The organism is Cytobacillus sp. FSL R7-0680, assembly GCF_038009245.1.
GTDB classification, from domain to species: Bacteria; Bacillota; Bacilli; order Bacillales; family Cytobacillaceae; genus Cytobacillus; species Cytobacillus kochii.
Genome location: NZ_JBBPAO010000001.1, coordinates 2,697,112 through 2,714,976 on the forward strand (window position 1 = coordinate 2,697,112; position 17,865 = coordinate 2,714,976).

General features: G+C 37.7%; 15 protein-coding genes, 24 tRNA genes and 1 rRNA gene. 5 read left to right on the forward strand and 35 right to left on the reverse strand.

The window, feature by feature from the left end:
* The 6 genes from MKY26_RS13440 to MKY26_RS13465 all read right to left on the reverse strand — a co-directional run bounded on the left by MKY26_RS13440 (window position 1) and on the right by MKY26_RS13465 (window position 7,167).
* Window positions 1–363: a toprim domain-containing protein gene (locus MKY26_RS13440; protein WP_411675025.1), complete on the reverse strand. Its 363-nt coding sequence runs from the start codon at window positions 361–363 to the stop codon at window positions 1–3.
* 145 nt (window positions 364–508) lie between these two features.
* Entirely contained in the window at window positions 509–892 is a 384-nt protein-coding gene (gcvH, locus tag MKY26_RS13445) for a glycine cleavage system protein GcvH (RefSeq protein WP_095371986.1), read from the reverse strand.
* A gap of 86 nt (window positions 893–978) precedes the next feature.
* Entirely contained in the window at window positions 979–1,335 is a 357-nt protein-coding gene (locus MKY26_RS13450; RefSeq protein WP_095371985.1) for an arsenate reductase family protein, read from the reverse strand.
* A 216-nt stretch (window positions 1,336–1,551) separates the two neighbouring features.
* Entirely contained in the window at window positions 1,552–3,336 is a 1,785-nt protein-coding gene (locus MKY26_RS13455; RefSeq protein WP_095371984.1) for an acyl-CoA dehydrogenase family protein, read from the reverse strand.
* A 213-nt stretch (window positions 3,337–3,549) separates the two neighbouring features.
* Entirely contained in the window at window positions 3,550–4,725 is a 1,176-nt protein-coding gene (locus MKY26_RS13460) for an acetyl-CoA C-acetyltransferase (protein WP_095371983.1), read from the reverse strand.
* A 57-nt stretch (window positions 4,726–4,782) separates the two neighbouring features.
* On the reverse strand, window positions 4,783–7,167 hold the full coding sequence (locus MKY26_RS13465) for a 3-hydroxyacyl-CoA dehydrogenase/enoyl-CoA hydratase family protein (RefSeq protein WP_341052084.1): 2,385 nt from the start codon (window positions 7,165–7,167) through the stop codon (window positions 4,783–4,785).
* A 221-nt stretch (window positions 7,168–7,388) separates the two neighbouring features.
* On the opposite strand from MKY26_RS13465, the gene MKY26_RS13470 reads away from it, so the two are divergent.
* Both MKY26_RS13470 and MKY26_RS13475 read left to right on the forward strand, forming a co-directional pair.
* Window positions 7,389–7,655 carry a hypothetical protein gene (locus MKY26_RS13470; protein ID WP_095371981.1) on the forward strand — a complete coding sequence of 89 codons (267 nt, stop codon included), beginning with the start codon at window positions 7,389–7,391 and terminating at the stop codon, window positions 7,653–7,655.
* Window positions 7,656–7,725: 70 nt separating this feature from the next.
* On the forward strand, window positions 7,726–8,010 hold the full coding sequence (locus MKY26_RS13475) for a spore coat protein (RefSeq protein WP_095373606.1): 285 nt from the start codon (window positions 7,726–7,728) through the stop codon (window positions 8,008–8,010).
* A 64-nt stretch (window positions 8,011–8,074) separates the two neighbouring features.
* Here MKY26_RS13475 and MKY26_RS13480 read toward each other — a convergent pair whose 3' ends face one another.
* On the reverse strand, window positions 8,075–8,341 hold the full coding sequence (locus MKY26_RS13480; RefSeq protein WP_095371980.1) for a DUF2573 family protein: 267 nt from the start codon (window positions 8,339–8,341) through the stop codon (window positions 8,075–8,077).
* A gap of 106 nt (window positions 8,342–8,447) precedes the next feature.
* Here MKY26_RS13480 and MKY26_RS13485 point away from each other — a divergent pair, with 106 nt between their 5' ends.
* The 3 genes from MKY26_RS13485 to MKY26_RS13495 are packed head-to-tail and all read left to right on the forward strand — an operon-like array spanning window position 8,448 to window position 12,114.
* Window positions 8,448–9,929 (forward strand): spore germination protein, encoded by a 1,482-nt coding sequence (locus tag MKY26_RS13485; RefSeq protein ID WP_095371979.1) that lies wholly within the window; start codon window positions 8,448–8,450, stop codon window positions 9,927–9,929.
* A gap of 26 nt (window positions 9,930–9,955) precedes the next feature.
* Window positions 9,956–11,047, forward strand: coding sequence for a GerAB/ArcD/ProY family transporter (locus MKY26_RS13490; protein ID WP_322910435.1), 1,092 nt, complete (start codon window positions 9,956–9,958; stop codon window positions 11,045–11,047).
* Complete coding sequence (locus MKY26_RS13495) at window positions 11,044–12,114, forward strand: Ger(x)C family spore germination protein (RefSeq protein ID WP_341097879.1); 1,071 nt, start codon at window positions 11,044–11,046, stop codon at window positions 12,112–12,114. Before MKY26_RS13490 ends, MKY26_RS13495 begins: the two co-directional genes overlap by 4 nt.
* Window positions 12,115–12,156: 42 nt before the next feature.
* Here the strand turns inward: MKY26_RS13495 and rodA are convergent, their stop codons facing one another.
* The 28 genes from rodA to rrf all read right to left on the reverse strand — a co-directional run bounded on the left by rodA (window position 12,157) and on the right by rrf (window position 17,726).
* Complete coding sequence (rodA, locus tag MKY26_RS13500) at window positions 12,157–13,329, reverse strand: rod shape-determining protein RodA (protein WP_095371977.1); 1,173 nt, start codon at window positions 13,327–13,329, stop codon at window positions 12,157–12,159.
* 132 nt (window positions 13,330–13,461) lie between these two features.
* Window positions 13,462–14,226: a DUF4931 domain-containing protein gene (locus tag MKY26_RS13505; protein ID WP_095371976.1), complete on the reverse strand. Its 765-nt coding sequence runs from the start codon at window positions 14,224–14,226 to the stop codon at window positions 13,462–13,464.
* A 196-nt stretch (window positions 14,227–14,422) separates the two neighbouring features.
* On the reverse strand, window positions 14,423–15,178 hold the full coding sequence (locus MKY26_RS13510; protein WP_322910436.1) for a FixH family protein: 756 nt from the start codon (window positions 15,176–15,178) through the stop codon (window positions 14,423–14,425).
* A gap of 302 nt (window positions 15,179–15,480) precedes the next feature.
* Window positions 15,481–15,554 (reverse strand) — tRNA-Arg (locus MKY26_RS13515).
* A gap of 15 nt (window positions 15,555–15,569) precedes the next feature.
* Window positions 15,570–15,644 (reverse strand) — tRNA-Asn (locus MKY26_RS13520).
* 10 nt (window positions 15,645–15,654) lie between these two features.
* Window positions 15,655–15,731: transfer RNA gene (locus tag MKY26_RS13525), tRNA-Ile, on the reverse strand.
* Window positions 15,732–15,738: 7 nt separating this feature from the next.
* A tRNA-Gly gene (locus tag MKY26_RS13530) sits at window positions 15,739–15,809 on the reverse strand.
* 17 nt (window positions 15,810–15,826) lie between these two features.
* Window positions 15,827–15,908, reverse strand: a tRNA-Leu gene (locus MKY26_RS13535).
* Between the two features lie 4 nt (window positions 15,909–15,912).
* Window positions 15,913–15,983 (reverse strand) — tRNA-Cys (locus tag MKY26_RS13540).
* A gap of 4 nt (window positions 15,984–15,987) precedes the next feature.
* Window positions 15,988–16,059: transfer RNA gene (locus tag MKY26_RS13545), tRNA-Gln, on the reverse strand.
* Between the two features lie 16 nt (window positions 16,060–16,075).
* Window positions 16,076–16,151 (reverse strand) — tRNA-His (locus tag MKY26_RS13550).
* A 6-nt stretch (window positions 16,152–16,157) separates the two neighbouring features.
* Window positions 16,158–16,231, reverse strand: a tRNA-Trp gene (locus MKY26_RS13555).
* Between the two features lie 3 nt (window positions 16,232–16,234).
* A tRNA-Tyr gene (locus MKY26_RS13560) sits at window positions 16,235–16,318 on the reverse strand.
* 13 nt (window positions 16,319–16,331) lie between these two features.
* A tRNA-Phe gene (locus MKY26_RS13565) sits at window positions 16,332–16,407 on the reverse strand.
* Window positions 16,408–16,426: 19 nt separating this feature from the next.
* Window positions 16,427–16,503, reverse strand: a tRNA-Asp gene (locus MKY26_RS13570).
* Between the two features lie 3 nt (window positions 16,504–16,506).
* Window positions 16,507–16,580 (reverse strand) — tRNA-Met (locus tag MKY26_RS13575).
* A gap of 14 nt (window positions 16,581–16,594) precedes the next feature.
* Window positions 16,595–16,687: transfer RNA gene (locus MKY26_RS13580), tRNA-Ser, on the reverse strand.
* Between the two features lie 16 nt (window positions 16,688–16,703).
* A tRNA-Met gene (locus MKY26_RS13585) sits at window positions 16,704–16,777 on the reverse strand.
* A 26-nt stretch (window positions 16,778–16,803) separates the two neighbouring features.
* Window positions 16,804–16,879: transfer RNA gene (locus MKY26_RS13590), tRNA-Ala, on the reverse strand.
* A 13-nt stretch (window positions 16,880–16,892) separates the two neighbouring features.
* Window positions 16,893–16,969: transfer RNA gene (locus MKY26_RS13595), tRNA-Pro, on the reverse strand.
* 8 nt (window positions 16,970–16,977) lie between these two features.
* Window positions 16,978–17,051 (reverse strand) — tRNA-Arg (locus MKY26_RS13600).
* A 3-nt stretch (window positions 17,052–17,054) separates the two neighbouring features.
* Window positions 17,055–17,129: transfer RNA gene (locus tag MKY26_RS13605), tRNA-Gly, on the reverse strand.
* A 23-nt stretch (window positions 17,130–17,152) separates the two neighbouring features.
* A tRNA-Leu gene (locus tag MKY26_RS13610) sits at window positions 17,153–17,234 on the reverse strand.
* Between the two features lie 9 nt (window positions 17,235–17,243).
* Window positions 17,244–17,319: transfer RNA gene (locus MKY26_RS13615), tRNA-Lys, on the reverse strand.
* Window positions 17,320–17,333: 14 nt separating this feature from the next.
* Window positions 17,334–17,409 (reverse strand) — tRNA-Thr (locus MKY26_RS13620).
* A gap of 15 nt (window positions 17,410–17,424) precedes the next feature.
* Window positions 17,425–17,500 (reverse strand) — tRNA-Val (locus MKY26_RS13625).
* Between the two features lie 4 nt (window positions 17,501–17,504).
* Window positions 17,505–17,579 (reverse strand) — tRNA-Glu (locus tag MKY26_RS13630).
* A gap of 30 nt (window positions 17,580–17,609) precedes the next feature.
* A 5S ribosomal RNA gene (gene rrf, locus MKY26_RS13635) occupies window positions 17,610–17,726 on the reverse strand.
* Window positions 17,727–17,865: the final 139 nt, after the last annotated feature.

A 17,865-nucleotide genomic window follows, 5' to 3' on the forward strand; every position in this document is an offset into this window, starting at 1 on the left:
TCATCCTTTATCTAAATACTCGGTATATATATCTATATTTGCACTTATTAAGGCTGTAGCTAAATGATGCGCAGGTGCCGCCTCGACTTCACGATACATTTTATCAATATAGATATGCTCTGCCTCTGGTAACTCTCTCTTAAATTGTTTACGAAGTTTTTCTCCTGATGCGTCAGCATCGACTAATATATAGACTTCCTTCCCAATTAAATAATCAATTAATTCATCCAACTTCGAAGTGCCAATCGTTCCATTTGTACATAAGATCTCTACAGGTTCTCTGATTAGTCCTTTCACTTTTCGTTTGTCAGATTTACCTTCAACAATAATCACTTTATTGCCATGTTCTATATGCATGCTCATCACCTAATATATATCATTTATATATTTTATAATAGTAAGCCTTTTTACATTTGAAAACTTTTCAGCACTCATCTGGTATGTCTATATAGAAATTTAGAAAAAGGTCAAACCATTTAATGATTTGACCTTCTTTATTTAACTACAATTAATCTTCTTTTGTCATTTCTTCATATTGTTCAGCTGTCATTAGCTTGTCAATTTCACTTGCATCGGATGGCTCAACAACAATCATCCATGCTTTCTCGTAAGGAGATTCATTCACAAATTCTGGACTATCGCTAAGTTCTTCGTTAATCTCAACGATTTTACCACTAATTGGTGCATATAACTCAGAAACTGTTTTAACAGATTCTACGCTACCAAACGGTTCATCAGCAGTTACTTCATCTCCTACTTCTGGAAGCTCAACAAATACGATATCTCCAAGTTCTGATTGAGCAAAGTATGTAATACCAATACGAACTTTATCTCCTTCTGTTTTTACCCACTCGTGTTCTTCTGAATAACGTAATTCTTTAGGTGTGCTCATGTTTCATACCTCCATTAATTTAGGAAATTGTTTATTTTAATGACCGAATAAACGATCGTTTAAAACGTATAAAGCGCATCCACCATTTACAGCCAATTTTGTTCAAATTCTAGCTCTTTAAATCCGACTGTTACTTTCGTACCATCCGTTGTTAATGGACGTTTAATTAACATTCCATCCGATGCTAATAAATCTAACAGTTCCGACTCTGAGGCCGTTTTCACTCGGTCTTTTAATCCTAACTCACGATACTTTTGACCGCTTGTGTTGAAAAATTTTTTTAGCTCTAACCCACTCTTTTTGTAAAGATCTTCTAATTCCTTGCGGGATGGAGGATTTTCCACTATATGTATTGCATCATAGGCTATTTCATGTTCATCTAGCCATTTTTTCGCTTTTCGGCAAGTACCACATTTAGGATACCAATAGAAAGTAAGTGCCATGTTTTCACCACCTATTTTATCATACCTATATTCATGAATACTATCGTTTCATTAGCATAACATATTTCTTTTTATTTTCATAACGAAGAATTGTAATTATTATCATATTAAAAACAAAACAAAGAGGCCCAAATTTGTTCTTGAGCCTCAAGTCATAAACTTCGCAAATGGAGGAAGTAAATAGGTTACTTTCCTTCACTTTATTCAAGATAAATATTATACTACAAACCTTTCAGCTTCAATAATTTTCTCAGCCGCTTGACGTTTTTTCGCAATTACATTTGTTGGAGTATGTCTCGTAAACTTCTTAAGCGCTGAAAGCATCATTCGTAATGTATCGCCTTCTTCCACACCTACTAAAGTTTCTTTCGCAATCAACTCAATTTGATTAAATGCTTCTTGGCAGAAAATTTGTGTGTATAATAGCTTTTGCTCAGCTTTTGCTACTCCGTCTTTTACAATGGCTTTTTCAGTACGAAGAACAGTAGATTCCATAGAATAGGCGTAAGAAACCAGATCAGCAATATTCACAAGAACTTCTTGCTCTTTATCCAAAGCTTTTCCGTATTTTTGTGCACATAAACCTGCTGCAAGTAATGCGATTTTCTTAGCGTTCTTTACAAGATATTTCTCTTGCTCTAATGCTTCAGAACCTGGCTCTTCTGGCATCATCATCATCAATTCCTCTTGAAGTGCCATTGCTTTTTCGAATAAAGGCAGTTCACCTTTCATTGCTTTTCTAACATACGTTCCTGGTACTAAAAGACGGTTGATTTCGTTTGTTCCTTCGAAGATTCGATTGATTCTAGAATCACGGTAAGCTCTTTCTACTTCATATTCTGCCATAAAGCCATAACCACCATGTAATTGAACTGCCTCATCAACTACATAATCTAGAACTTCGGTAGAGAAGAACTTATTAAGTGAGCATTCTATTGCATATTCAGCAATAGACTTCGCTACTTCTTTACCGTCTTTGACTTCTTCATCACTCAATTGACTCATTCTGTCATCAAATAGACCCACTGTACGGTAAACGGAGCTTTCAGCTGCATAAATTTTACTTGCCATTGTTCCGAATTTTTCCTTCGTTAAATTAAAAGAAGAAATAGGCGTACTGAATTGTTGACGTTGGTTAGCGTAAGTTACCCCTAATTTAAAGGCATGCTTAGAACCACCTACTGCACCTACACCAAGTTTGTAACGACCAATATTCAAAATGTTAAAGGCAATGACATGACCACGACCAATTTCACCTAGTACATTTTCAACTGGTACTTGTGCATCTTCTAAAATAAGTGTTCTTGTAGACGAGCTCTTAATACCCATTTTCTTTTCTTCAGCACCTGTTGATACACCCGGATATTCTCTTTCAACAATAAAAGCTGTGAATTGGTCACCGTTTATTTTGGCATAAACAACGAACACATCGGCAAACCCAGCATTCGTAATCCATTGTTTTTCCCCATTTAATAAATAATGTGTGCCTTCTGCGTTTAATTTAGCAGTTGTTTTTGCTCCTAATGCATCAGATCCTGAACTTGGTTCTGTTAGTGCATAGGCAGCTAATTTTTCGCCTGTCGCAAGCACCGGTAAGTATTTTTGCTTTTGCTCTTCATTCCCGAACAATACAATTGGAAGAGAACCAATACCTACATGGGCACCGTGTGAGATAGAGAAACCACCGACACGTGACATTTTTTCAGCGATAAGTGCTGAACTTACCTTATCTAAACCGAGTCCACCGTATTCCTCTGGCACATCTGTACCAAGTAAGCCCAAGTCACCAGCTTTTTTCAATAGTTTTACAGAGCGATCGAATTCATGCTGTTCTAAATAATCCACTTGAGGGACCACTTCATTTGTCACATAATCTTCTGTTGTTTTCGCAATCATGATTTGTTCTTCGCTAAAATCCTCTGGTGTGTACATATTTTCATAAGAAATATCTTCAATTAAAAAGCTTCCACCTTTAATAAATTTTTCAGTTTGATTTGACACGTTCATCATCCTCCATCTTCATTCTTTATGCTTTTTGCAGTTTTTGTTAACATTGTTTTTTCAAAGGTAGTTAAATAGAACTTTCACTTCGGTTCATTGCGCATCAGACACTCACTTTTTTCAGGGCTCAGATTTCTTTGATCTATTAACCGCAGGAGTCGAGTGTCTTCCACTCTATAACACTATTGGTTTAAAAAACGAACTTAGTCGTTTTTAAAGAAGTTCAAACACACCTGCGGCACCCATTCCGCCACCAATGCACATCGTTACAACACCAAATTGCTCGTTTCTACGCTTCATTTCATGAATTAATGATAGTGTTAGCTTAGCCCCAGTACACCCAAGTGGATGCCCTAAAGCAATAGCTCCCCCGTTAACATTCACTTTTTCTTCATCCAACCCTAATTCTCTAATGACTTGAATGGATTGAGAAGCAAAAGCTTCATTTAGTTCGAATAATCCGACATCTGATAGCTCTAACCCCGCTAGTTTTAAAGCTTTAGGAATTGCTACAATTGGCCCAATCCCCATAACCTCTGGCGGCACGCCTCCGACAGCAAAAGAACGAAACTTCACTAAAGGCTGCAGTCCTTGTGCATCTGCTTTCTCTCTGTCCATAATCATTACAGCTGCTGCACCATCACTTGTTTGTGATGAATTCCCCGCTGTGACTGAGCCTTTCACATTAAAAGCTGGTCTCAGTTTCCCTAAAGTTGCAACTGTTGAATCGCTCCGTACACCTTCATCTTGTAAAAACTGGAAGGTGCGTTCTTTCACTTTATTATCCGATCCAATTTGACGGAGTGTTACATCAACCGGAGTAATTTCATCAGCAAATTTACCTTCACTTATTGCTTTCGCTGCTTTTTGATGACTACGCACAGCGAATGCATCTTGTTCTTCTCTTGAAATGCCGTATTTCCCAGCAACTTGCTCTGCTGTATGCCCCATACTCATATAATATTCAGGAGCTGTCTCGGCTAAAGTTAAATTAGGACGGACAACATGACCCATCATAGGTACAAGACTCATGGATTCAGCTCCACCGGCGATCACTGTATCTGCGTGACCAAGCATGATTTTTTCGGCACCATAAGCGATTGATTGCAACCCTGATGAGCAATAGCGATTGACTGTGATTGCTGGTACCGAGTCTGGAAGCCCAGCTAATGCACCGATATTTCTGGCCATATTCAAACCTTGCTCTGCTTCTGGCATGGCACAACCAATAATTAAATCATCTATACTACCTTCATAATTTCCAGCTCGTTTCAACGTTTCTTTTACAACAAGTGCACCTAAATCATCTGGCCGTACAGTGGCAAGTGAGCCTTTTTTTGCTTTACCGACAGGTGTTCTAGCACCTGCAACAATTACAGCTTCTTTCATTGCTTTTTCCCTCTCCTTCTACTCTCGGTATCTTTTATTCTCTCTAGCAATCTATAATTAGTTACGGAGTGGTTTACCCTTTAAGAGCATGTGTTGCATTCGTTGTTGAGATTTTGGCTCTGCAATAAGTTTTAAAAATGCTTCTCTTTCAAGGTCTAACATATATTGCTCATCCACTTCTGTACCAAAAGGCACTTTGCCCCCAGCAATGACATATGCCAGTGCTTTGGCGATTTTCAAATCATGTTCTGAAATATAACCAGATAAATGCATAGAATTAGCACCTAAAAGTAATGCGGCATACCCTGTTTCACCAACTACTGGGAATTTCACTTTTGCTGGTGGAAGGTAACCTGCATTTGCCAATGCTAATACCGCTTGTTTAGCATCATAAATGAGGTGATCTCCATTCACACTAATTGCATCCGAAGCATTCAAAAAGTTATTTTCTCTCGCCTCTTCTCCTGATGTAGATACCTTTGCCATCGCAATTGTTTCAAAGACTTTATTGGCCACGTTCTGTAGATCAAACTGAACTCCTTTAGGCATGCTTGCTAAATGTTTCAAATATAGTGACTTGTTCCCTGCACCACCTGGAATTAATCCAACTCCTGCTTCCACCAAGCCCATATAAGTTTCACTTGATGCTTGAACATGTGCCGCACTTAAAGCTACTTCCGCTCCTCCGCCAAGTGTCATACCGAATGGGGCCACTACGACTGGTTTTGCACTATACTTGATTTTCGTCATCGCATTTTGGAATTGTTTGATAACCATATCTAATTCGAAGTAATTATCATCTTGAGCTTCCATTAACATCATTCCGATATTTGCACCGACACAGAAGTTCTTTCCTTGATTGGAGATAACAAGACCTTTATAATTTTTCTCTACTTCATCAATAGCGAAATTAATCATTTGAATAATGTCTAAACCAATCGCATTACTCTTTGAATGGAACTCTAAGATAGCGACGCCATCGCCTAAGTCGATTAAGCTTGCTCCAGTATTTTTCTTAATCACACCTTGTTTTTGTTTTAATTGCTTTAAGTTTATTACTTTTGCATTTAACTTAATCGGCTGATACTCACCATTTTCATACACATAAGTTGTCGCGTTCTCTTCCTTATAGAACTGTGTATGCCCATCAGCGATCATTTTCTCAACCCATTCTGGAATGTCTAATCCTTCCGCTTTCATTTTGTTAACTGATTGTTCCAAACCAATGGCATCCCATGTTTCAAATGGGCCCATATTCCAACCAAATCCCCATTTCATTGCATCATCAATGGATTGAATATCATCGGCAATTTCCCCTAGGAGTTGCGCAGAATAAACTAATGCTGGTGATAACACCTTCCATAATAATTCTCCAGCGCGATCATCTGCGTATACAAGCGCTTTCATTTTGTTTGCTGTCCCTTTTTGTTGTTTAGCTATTTCTACCGCTGCCGTTTTCAACTTTTTACGAGGACCGTATTCCAAGGTTTTAGGATTTAACTCTAAAATTTCTTTCCCCTGTTTTAAGAAAAAACCTTGTCCTGTCTTACTGCCTAACCAGCCTTTGTCTAACATCTTATTAATAAAATCTGGTACATCGAATACTTGTTTTTCTTCACCTTCTACTTGGTCATAAACATTTTTAGCTACATGGGCAAACGTATCTAAACCGACAACGTCCAATGTACGGAAAGTCGCACTTTTCGGTCTACCAATAAGTGGTCCCGTAATTGAATCTACTTCACCAACAGTAAATCCACCCTTTAACATTTCTTGTACTGTTACAAGGAGACCATATGTGCCGATTCTATTGGCAATAAAATTCGGCGTATCTTTTGCGATAACAACACCTTTTCCTAAAACATCCTCACCAAAAGTTTGCATAAAAGAAAGTACTTCAGGAGATGTTTCCTTAGTTGGAATCACTTCCAATAGTTTTAAGTAACGTGGTGGATTGAAGAAATGAGTGCCTAGGAAATGCTTCTTAAAGTCTTCAGAACGTCCTTCAGCCATTGCTTCGATGGAAATACCAGATGTATTAGAACTGACAATTGTTCCAGGACGACGATATTTGTCTACTTGGGCAAACACGTCTTTTTTCACACTGAGATTTTCTACCACCACCTCAATAATCCAATCCACTTCTTTCAAGCGCTCCATATCATCATCGAAGTTACCGGCCTCAATAAGATGAATATTTTTCTTCGCTGTTAACGGTGCAGGTTTTTGCTTTAATAGTTTTTGCTTACCACTTTCGGCAATTTTATTTTTGAACTGTTTATCCTTAAGGGTAATCCCCTTTACCTCTTCTTCTTTACTTAATTCGCGAGGAACAATATCTAATAAAAGTGTTGGTATACCAATATTCGCTAAATGTGCGGCTATTCCAGAGCCCATAACACCTGAGCCTAAAACAGCAGCCTTTCTAATCTGTTTGGTCAACTGTTCTTCCTCCTTCGATTTTGAATGAATGCTCATTCATTTTTTCTGTAAAAAATTTTGGAAATTCCTTTGATACTTATAATAATAAAATATTTGCAAAATTTAATCAATCATTTTCCTTATAGATTTTTTATTTCTTTTTCACTTTTTTCTTTCTGCATAAATTTTTCAGCAATTGACAAACTATTTTAGAAGAAAATCATCAAAATGGAGGTATTGGGATGCAACAACAAAATACAAACTTCTCGAATCAACAAGGAATTATGCAACAACCCCCAGTTATGGTATCAACAAAAGATGCACTTTACTTTAATGACATTCTTTCTTGGAATTTATTAGCAATGAAAAAAGCTCATTTCTATGCGGAACATTGTCAAGACCCTGCTTTAAAAACTGTTTTTGAACAATGTGGACAAATGCATCAACGCCATTATGAGCAGGTTTTGAAACATCTTAATACGACACAACCGTTTAATAATATGCAATAAGGAGGAAACTCAGTTGACTAATTCAAAAAAAGTACAAAATCCTGAAAAACAGATAGCCAAAACACCACAAATGAATGATCGTGATTTTACAAACGACCTACTCGCAATGGAAAAGTACATGAGTGATTCTTATAGCATTTATTTAAATGAAGTTAGTAATCAAACACTTTATGAAGATTTTATGCGTATTTTTACTGAAACAAAGAATGAACAACGTCATCTTTATAACCTCATGTTTGAAAGAGGTTGGTACAGTCTTGATGCAGCAGATCAACAAAATCTGCAACAATCTTACCAACAATTCCAAGGTTACTCTACACAATTTCCCTATGGAACAAACGGTAACATCCAATAGCTAAGTTAAAAGGAATAAAACAGGAACAGATGTTGACCAACAATCATCATCTGTTCTTATTTTTTTATTTTTTTTTATTATCATCAGGCTTTTGTTGCCGCTGTTTTTCATTTAAATCTTTAATCTTTGTAATTAGCTCCATCATTTCTTGCTTCCCTTCAGGGTACAATTGATTCCAATGTTTTACTAAAGGTGGCATCTGTTTAGCAATGAATGAATAGATAATCCATGATTTTACTTCTCCTTTTAATGTTTCGTCACTTTCTCCTAATAACAATTCCGTGTATTTTTCTACCATTGCTTCTATCTTCTGATCCAAATCATGAGCCAACTTTTATCGCTCCTTTACCATTTTTTAATCCTCATTCATAACACAACCAAATTTGGTAACAATATTAATTAGATGCATTTAATACTTCTGATTGACGGTGATACCTTTGAGCATATGGGATAAGTTTAAAAAAATCAAAGATGATGGTTGGAAATCTTTATTAAAGCAGTCAACTGATTTTCAGTCTACCTATTATTTTAATGAAAAAACGAATGAACGGTTTGGTTTTCATTTTTATGCGACTTTAGTAGATGAACAAATTATTCAGGAAAGTGCTTTACCAGCGCTTTTAACAAAAAAATTTGAATCACTGGAAGATTTGCATAGAATAGTTCCCATAGCAGATATTCATATTTTAAAAAATCCAAGCGATATAGAACAAAAGTTATTAAATGGATATGTACTTGTCACACTAGATTCTGATAAAAATCGTTTTGGATTTATTGCCGCTCAGAAAGAAATTGTCCGTTCTCTCACTCAACCTGAAATTGAGTTTTCTGTAATTGGACCTAAGGAAGCGTTTGTTGAGGCTATTGGTCAAAACTTAAACTTGATTAGAAAAAGATTACCTATTAAAGAATTAATTTCACAAGAATATACTGTTGGAAAACTTTCGAAAACAAAAGTAGCTGTCTTACATATAGAAGGAATTACTAATAAAGACAATGTTGATACTGTGAAACAACGTATAAAAAATATTGAGATTGACACGATTTCTGATAGTTCAAATATTGTTGAATTATTAAGTGATAATTCCAATTCCCTATTTCCACAATTGCTGGACACTGAGAGGCCTGATCGAGTAGCAGCTATTCTTGCTGAAGGAAAAATCGCCATAATCGTTGATGGTTCACCACATGTGTTAATAGCGCCCACGACGTTAATTGAATTTTTTAGCGCTTTCGAAGACTATTTTCTCAATTGGATTGTCGCTACATTTTTTCGCTTAGTGCGATTTTTTGCTGTTGTCTTTTCAGTATTGGTTACACCGATTTACGTTGCAGCTATGACATATCAATACGAGCTCATACCACCAGACTTATTAGGGTTATTAGTAACATCAAGAAGAACCATTCCGCTCCCCCCGATTCTCGAAGCATTATTCCTTGAGCTAACGATTGAATTATTGCGTGAGGCGGGGGCACGGCTCCCTACTAAAGTCGGTCAAACTATTGGTATCGTAGGGGGTATTGTTATTGGTACAGCATCAGTTGAAGCCGGTCTTACTAGTAACGTACTGTTAATCTTTGTCGCATTAGGTGCATTAGGTTCCTTTACAACACCTGTTTATAAAATGGGTAATACCATTAGGGTTTTACGATTTCCCTTTCTTCTGTTTGCACAATTTTGGGGTGTATTAGGAATTCTTTTTTGTTTCTGTATTCTCATTGCCCACTTATTACGCCTGACCTCACTAGGAAGACCTTTTTTGGCGCCAATATACCCGCTTAGATTAGCAGATATGAAGGATACACTTATTCGCGCACCATTACAAAAAATGTACAGGCGTCCACATGTTTTAAGAACGCAAAAACCAAAACGATTCAATAAGAAGAAAGCTGAAAACCCAAAAGACATTGATGAATAACCCTAGCCTTAATAGAGGTGATGAATATGCAAAGCCAAACGATTCCCAATAACTTAAAAATATCTCCCTATCTCGTTTTTTATGTGATGATCGCTATGCAAATTGGCATTGGCATTCTAGGATATCAAAGAATTATTGCCGACTATGCTGGATATGATGCATGGATTTCCATTCTCATTTTAGGTGTTTATATTCATATTGTATTATGGATGATGTACAAATTATGTGAAATGGTTAATGGAGATATTATTACCGTTCATGAATTTCTTTTTGGGCGATTCATTAGTAAAGTGGCAAGCTTCGCCTTTGTTTTATTTTATATCACTTACCTTCTTTCCTTTATATTGAATTTTATCGAAGTTATTCAAATATGGATGTTTCCAGATATAAATAATTTTGCGTTTTCGGTATTGTTCTTACTTCTATCAATATATATTGTATACGGTGGACTTAGGACAGTTGTGGGTGTTTGTTTTTTTGGAACCATTTTACCAGCCTATTTAGTATTCACATTCACCTTTACGCTAAAGTACGCTGACTTCACCCACTTATTACCGATTTGGCAACATAAAATCACCGAATTATTACAAGCTTCCTATCATATGTCACTAACTTCTGTTGGATTTGAAGCAATTTTATTTATCTATCCTTTTATTAACCAACCGCAGAAATCGAAAAAATGGGCACATATCGGAGTAGCCACCACGACAATTTTTTATACGATATTAGCGATAATTGCTTTTGCTTATTTCTCAAAAAAGCAATTAGAAAATACGATTTGGGCTACACTTTCTATGTGGCAAATGGTGCAATTTCCATTTGTTGAACGCTTTGAGTATATTGGGGTTGCCAATTGGTGTTTAATACTACTACCGAATATATGTCTCTCCCTTTGGATTGCTTCAAGGTTACTTAAAAGAGCCACTAAATTAAAGCAAAGAAAAGGTTCCATACTGATTTCAGTCATCTCTGTTATTATCGTTACTTTTTTTGAGAAGGGCTTAGATATTGAAAGGTTTAATCAAGTGGTTGAACTGGTGTCTGTTGCTTTTGTATTTGTTTATATTCCCTTTTTGTACTGTTTATCCCTCATTATAAAGAAGGTGAAGAAAACATGAAAAAATGGATATGTATCATTTGCTGCCTGTTTATACTTACTGGATGTGTACAAAAAAGAATAATAGATGAACTCAATATCGCAGTCGCAACTGGCTTTGACCCTGATACGAGTGATGAGCATTTGTTAAAGACAACCTTTCTTATGGAAGTATTCAACAAAGAAATGAGTGTAGAGAACAAAACTGTTACAACAACCGGTGATCTCAGGAGAGAGACACTGTATAAAGCAAACCGGCAATCACCCAATCCAATTGTAGTCGGTGGTTTAAGGCTTACATTATATAATATTGCCATTGCCGAACGTGGATTAACTGTTTATGTGGACGCCTATCAACGAGATGCTTCAATTGGAAAACGAATCTACTTTGCAACCACTGATAGTAGTACGGAGGAAATTTTAACAGGTGAATATGGCCCTCAAGGGAATGGAACTTTTATTTCTGACTTAATTGAACACAATATTGACTATGGAGATTTACCTAAAACGAACTTAACCTTATTTATGAGAGATTTTTATCAAGAAGGGAAGGATATCTTCTTACCACATATCAAAAAAATCAATGAGCAAGAAATAGAACTAGCCGGCATATCATTATTCAAAGATCATGCTGCATATAAAATTCTTCCTAGTGATAAATTATTTTATTTTAAATTACTCGTTGATCGTTATAGTAGAGGTGATTTCTCTATCGACTTGCCGGATGGTCAAAAAGTGGCTATTAAAAGTATACATTCCAACCATAAATATAAATTAGATAAAAAGGATCCAACAAACATCACCATTAAAATTAAGGTCCAAGGTAATATAAAAGAATATTCAGGAAATAATTTGGATGATAAAAAAATAAAAGAGATAACGAATTTTATCAATAAGAAAATAAAAAATGAATGTTCAGCGCTTATTCAGTCATTTCAAGAAGATAATGCCGATCCAATCGGAATAGGTAAGGTTTATAGCACAAAAATACGCAATTTTGATTATAAAGAATGGAAAAAGGGATATCCTGACTTAAACATTAAAGTTGATGCGAAGGTAATTATACTGGATACTGGTGCATCTATCTAACAGCATTAACCCGAGAATTTAAAATTCTCGGGTTTCTTTTTCCTACGAAGATCTGGAAAACATGTACCGTTTACTATGAAATCCAATTGAAAAAATTAGCCCCATAGCGAGCATATTGCCCATTAGTGAGCTTCCTCCATAACTAATGAACGGTAGTGGGATTCCTGTAATCGGTAAAACACCAATTGTCATTCCGATATTTTGAAAGACATGGAAAGTTATTAAACTAATTACCCCTACACAAACATATGTATAGAATGGCGTTCTCGTACTAATACCTATTTTAGTCAAATGATAAATCAATAAGAAAAATAAACTAACAACCACACTTGCCCCAATAAAACCGAACTCTTCTCCTATGATACTAAAAATAAAATCTGTGTGACTTTCTGGTAAGTAAACTTCTCTTGTGCCGTAGCCCTTTCCTGTTGTCTCACCAGAACCGATTGCAAGTAAGGAGCGCGTTAGTTGAAAACCTGTAGAACTTTGATAATTATAAGGATCGATCCAAGAATAAATTCGCCCCAATTGGTATTCCTTTACTCCCAAATATTTCTCCAACAACTCTGGATGCCACAATACAAAATAAAAAATACCAACAACTAAAGTTACACCTACACTTACAATAGGCGCAAGTATTTTCCAAGTGATACCTGAGATAAAAACCATTCCGAGCAAAATCGCTAAAATTACCAAGGAAGTCCCCAAATCTGGTTGTTGCATGATGAGTAACAAAGGGAACCCAGTAACAATTAGCATTTTAAATAATAGGAAAAAATCTGTTTTCACAGTTTTTAATTGTGTCTTTTGATGATGGTCATCGATGACCCTGGCTAAAGCTAATATGAGAAAAACCTTTACTAACTCAGCAGGCTGTATTTGTCCAAGACCAGGCAGCCGTATCCATGATTTCGCTCCATTAATTACAGGAGCAATACTTTCAGGTGCGACAACAAGAAACCCAAGTAGCAATAGTCCAAAACCGTAAGCATACCAAGAAATTTTCTTTAATTGTTCAGCATCTAATGTAATGACTGCTAATATAATCCCTATTCCCACTACATACCATACAATTTGTTTTAGTAAAAAATTCTCACCGTATTGTTCAGTCGTTTGTGCACTATATATAGAAATACAGCTCACTAAAAACAATAAAAATAAAATAAGAACTAAAGTATAATCAATTCTCGATGTTGTCGTTCGTTTAGAAGTCATTAATCAATCTCCTTATGAAACAAAGGCTCTTCATTAAAAATAATCTGTGTACAATACTTCATTATATTTTTTTTAGATGAAAATCACAACAGCTACGTATATTTCTTTTTTGTAACAAAGAAAAAATGCATATTATAATTGTACATATTTACTTTGAATATCCTTCACCATCCACATGATGTTATTAGGTACTTGTGGCAAGAAATATCCGATAAAAAGAGGGCTTGTTACATATCGAGGGACAATTTTTGCAAATATTTCATTCTCGAAATGGTAAAAGAATAGATTATAGCTGTTACATGTAAAAGGAAAATCCCTCAAAATATATTTGGTTGCCATTTGAATATATTTAGCAAACGCTGCGATATCCTTTTTCTGTCCTAATTTAACATTAAATTCATAAAAACCAATACGTGGTTTATTAGATAAAGAAAATTCAGTATCACCATGTTGATCAATTAACTCTCCTACAAAATCGTCAGCCTGCACCTTATTTTGATATACGACATCATATAAACCTACAATTTGCATATGAGGATGAGCAATGCTTCCACCTGAATGAGGACCATGATTCTTGAAAAAAATCACAGATTTATATTTATCACTTTTCTCCATACTTAACCAATTGTCTAAACCAAATGTAATCAATCTGACTAAATGGTTGTCATCATACTGTGAAAGTTCCGTGTCACACTGATCTGTCTCGATTAAGACCGTTTGATGAGCATTTTCTAATACGGGATATTTATTCTCCAACCAAATGATTGGACCATCCTCCGCAATAATCTTCGTCAATTGTTCTCTCTGACAGAACGGACACACTTGTTCTTTATTCCTTATACTATTAGGTTTCTGTTTACCAATGCTTGTATTAAAAAATAAATGAGTATTTGTCATTTGTTATTCTCTCCTGATTTCAATTACTTACTTCTATTATAAAGGGCTTCTTCTTTATAGTGTGAAAGTTTGATTATGATTAGTATAAAATTCATCAATATTAAAGGCAACTTCACTTGCGTAACATGAAAACAAAAGTACATTATTAAATAAGATAAAAAAGATATTTGCATATGCAAATATCTTTTTTCTACTGTTAATTTACTATGACCTCAAATTCACTATGTTCATGTAATCCTTCATCATTTTCTACATGAACGACAATCTTGTATGTTCCATTATCAGTAAATGCATGTGTTGCTGTATACATCCCACTAGTTTCCTCTACTGCATCTACCCATGCCACCTGATGATCATCAATTGACTGAACGATTTCTAACCTCACATTTGCCTCTTCAAGTCCTTGTTCTTCTTTAGTAATATGAATATCAAATGGAGTTTCCTCATTCGTCTTAATATCAGCAGTAGGACTTATATGTATCGCTACATTTCCATCATGCTCATGTGCGCTGTGGCCTTGATTTTCTTCTTCGTTATCTATTTCAGCACTGCCTACCGCCACTTTAACTTTAGGCATAGTGTGCATACTTCTTGCGGTGACATGTGACTGAATATGATAGATAGCATCTTTTTCAAATGTATAGGATGCAACGTACTTGCCATCATTCTCGTGTTCTGCTTCTATTAATTCACCATTATCCTTTTTCCCATCTTCCCACAATTCAAATTTTACTTCATCTGCATCTTCCACAGACTCGTCTCCCTGAGTAACAGTAACTTCCAAGCGTACTTCTTCGTTCCTTTTAATCTGACTTGGTATCGAGATACTGGCATCGATTGCAGCAGGAACTGATCCTTCCCCACCACTAGAGTTTGCATCATTCTCTGCATTTCCACAAGCAGCAAGAAAAATAATCATAATTACAGAAAAGGTTGATATCCACTTCTTCATAAAAAGCCCCTCTTTCTTAAACATCTAATCTTTCTCATCTATATTACTAATAATATGTGTTAGAAAAGTGAAATAATTTGTTAATGAGAGAAATATGTAAAATAAAGAAAATATAGGTATAAAAAAAGATTTATTTGGAGAAACTTCTATTACAAGTGTAAATCCCCCTTTTTAGCTTCCATTCATGGAAGCTTTTTTTTTGTACTTATCTACAAAGCTTTCAACTAGATGCCTAGAAGCTTAATTTAAAATTAATCATACAAAAAAGCTCATAAACCTTATAGAAGATTTAAGAGCTTTGACGCGCCTTAGAGGATTCGAACCTCTGACCCACAGCTTAGAAGGCTGTTGCTCTATCCAGCTGAGCTAAAGGCGCAAACTAAAATATGTATGGCTCCGCAGGTAGGATTCGAACCTACGACCGTTCGGTTAACAGCCGAATGCTCTACCACTGAGCTACTGCGGAATAATATAAATGGTGGGCCTAAATGGACTCGAACCATCGACCTCACGCTTATCAGGCGTGCGCTCTAACCAGCTGAGCTATAGGCCCCTATTTAAGCGGGTGAAGGGAATCGAACCCTCATCATCAGCTTGGAAGGCTGAGGTTTTACCACTAAACTACACCCGCATTTAAGAACTTCAACATACCGGTGGTCGGGGTCGAACCGACACTCCCGAAGGAACACGATTTTGAGTCGTGCGCGTCTGCCAATTCCGCCACACCGGCATAAAGGCAACACCCGGATTTGAACCGGGGATAAAGGTTTTGCAGACCTCTGCCTTACCACTTGGCTATGCTGCCATAACTGGGCTAGTAGGGTTCGAACCTACGAATGACGGAATCAAAATCCGTTGCCTTACCACTTGGCTATAGCCCAATAAAATGTTTAAAAATGGGGCGGCTGATGGGAATCGAACCCACGAATGTCGGAACCACAATCCGATGCGTTAACCACTTCGCCACAACCGCCATAATTGGCAGGGGTAGTAGGAATCGAACCCACATCAAAGGTTTTGGAGACCTTCGTTTTACCATTAAACTATACCCCTAGATGGTGGAGGGGGGCAGATTCGAACTGCCGAACCCGAAGGAGCGGATTTACAGTCCGCCGCGTTTAGCCACTTCGCTACCCCTCCAAAAAAGACTAAATGGTGGCTCAGGACGGAATCGAACCGCCGACACAAGGATTTTCAGTCCTTTGCTCTACCGACTGAGCTACTGAGCCAAAATAATAAATATGTAAATGGCGGTCCGGACGGGACTCGAACCCGCGACCTCCTGCGTGACAGGCAGGCATTCTAACCAACTGAACTACCGGACCAGATTGCGGGGGCAGGATTTGAACCTGCGACCTTCGGGTTATGAGCCCGACGAGCTACCGGACTGCTCCACCCCGCGATAATAAATATTAATGGCGGAGGAAGAGGGATTCGAACCCCCGCGGGCTTTAACACCCCTGTCGGTTTTCAAGACCGATCCCTTCAGCCAGACTTGGGTATTCCTCCATTAATAAAAAAGCAATAGCGGCGGAGGGGATCGAACCCCCGACCTCACGGGTATGAACCGTACGCTCTAGCCAGCTGAGCTACACCGCCATAAAATATATTGTTAAAAATTAAATTGGTGGAGCCTAGCGGGATCGAACCGCTGACCTCCTGCGTGCAAAGCAGGCGCTCTCCCAGCTGAGCTAAGGCCCCTAAAAAGTATTCGTGGTCGGGAAGACAGGATTCGAACCTGCGACCCCTTGGTCCCAAACCAAGTGCTCTACCAAGCTGAGCTACTTCCCGAAATAAAACGCGCCCGAGAGGAGTCGAACCCCTAACCTTTTGATCCGTAGTCAAACGCTCTATCCAATTGAGCTACGGGCGCATATGGAGCGGAAGACGGGATTCGAACCCGCGACCCTCACCTTGGCAAGGTGATGTTCTACCACTGAACTACTTCCGCAAATATCCATTATAAAATACTAATGCGGGTGAAGGGAGTCGAACCCCCACGCCTTGCGGCGCCAGATCCTAAGTCTGGTGCGTCTGCCAATTCCGCCACACCCGCAAATATAAATGGTGAGCCATGAAGGACTCGAACCTTCGACCCTCTGATTAAAAGTCAGATGCTCTACCAACTGAGCTAATGGCTCGTACAAAGGACGAGTGGTGCCGGCCAGAGGACTTGAACCCCCAACCTACTGATTACAAGTCAGTTGCTCTACCAATTGAGCTAGGCCGGCAAATAAACACAAAAATGGTGGAGGATGACGGGATCGAACCGCCGACCCTCTGCTTGTAAGGCAGATGCTCTCCCAGCTGAGCTAATCCTCCAAAATGGTGACCCCTACGGGATTCGAACCCGTGTTACCGCCGTGAAAGGGCGGTGTCTTAACCGCTTGACCAAGGGGCCAAAAAATAACCCCAAAAATTGGGGTAGTTTGCCCGGCAGCGTCCTACTCTCACAAGGGGACAGCCCCTAACTACCATCGGCGCTGAGAAGCTTAACTTCCGTGTTCGGTATGGGAACGGGTGTGACCTTCTCGCTATCGCCACCGGACTATGAAATTGTAAGGGAATCGTTCCCTCAAAACTAGGTAATGTTGAAGAAGATATTTATGAGTAATCGCCTATGCGTTGCTGATGCGACTACTTACGTAGTGCTGTCTAGCTGCGGCGCCTAGGAGCCGCCCGCATTT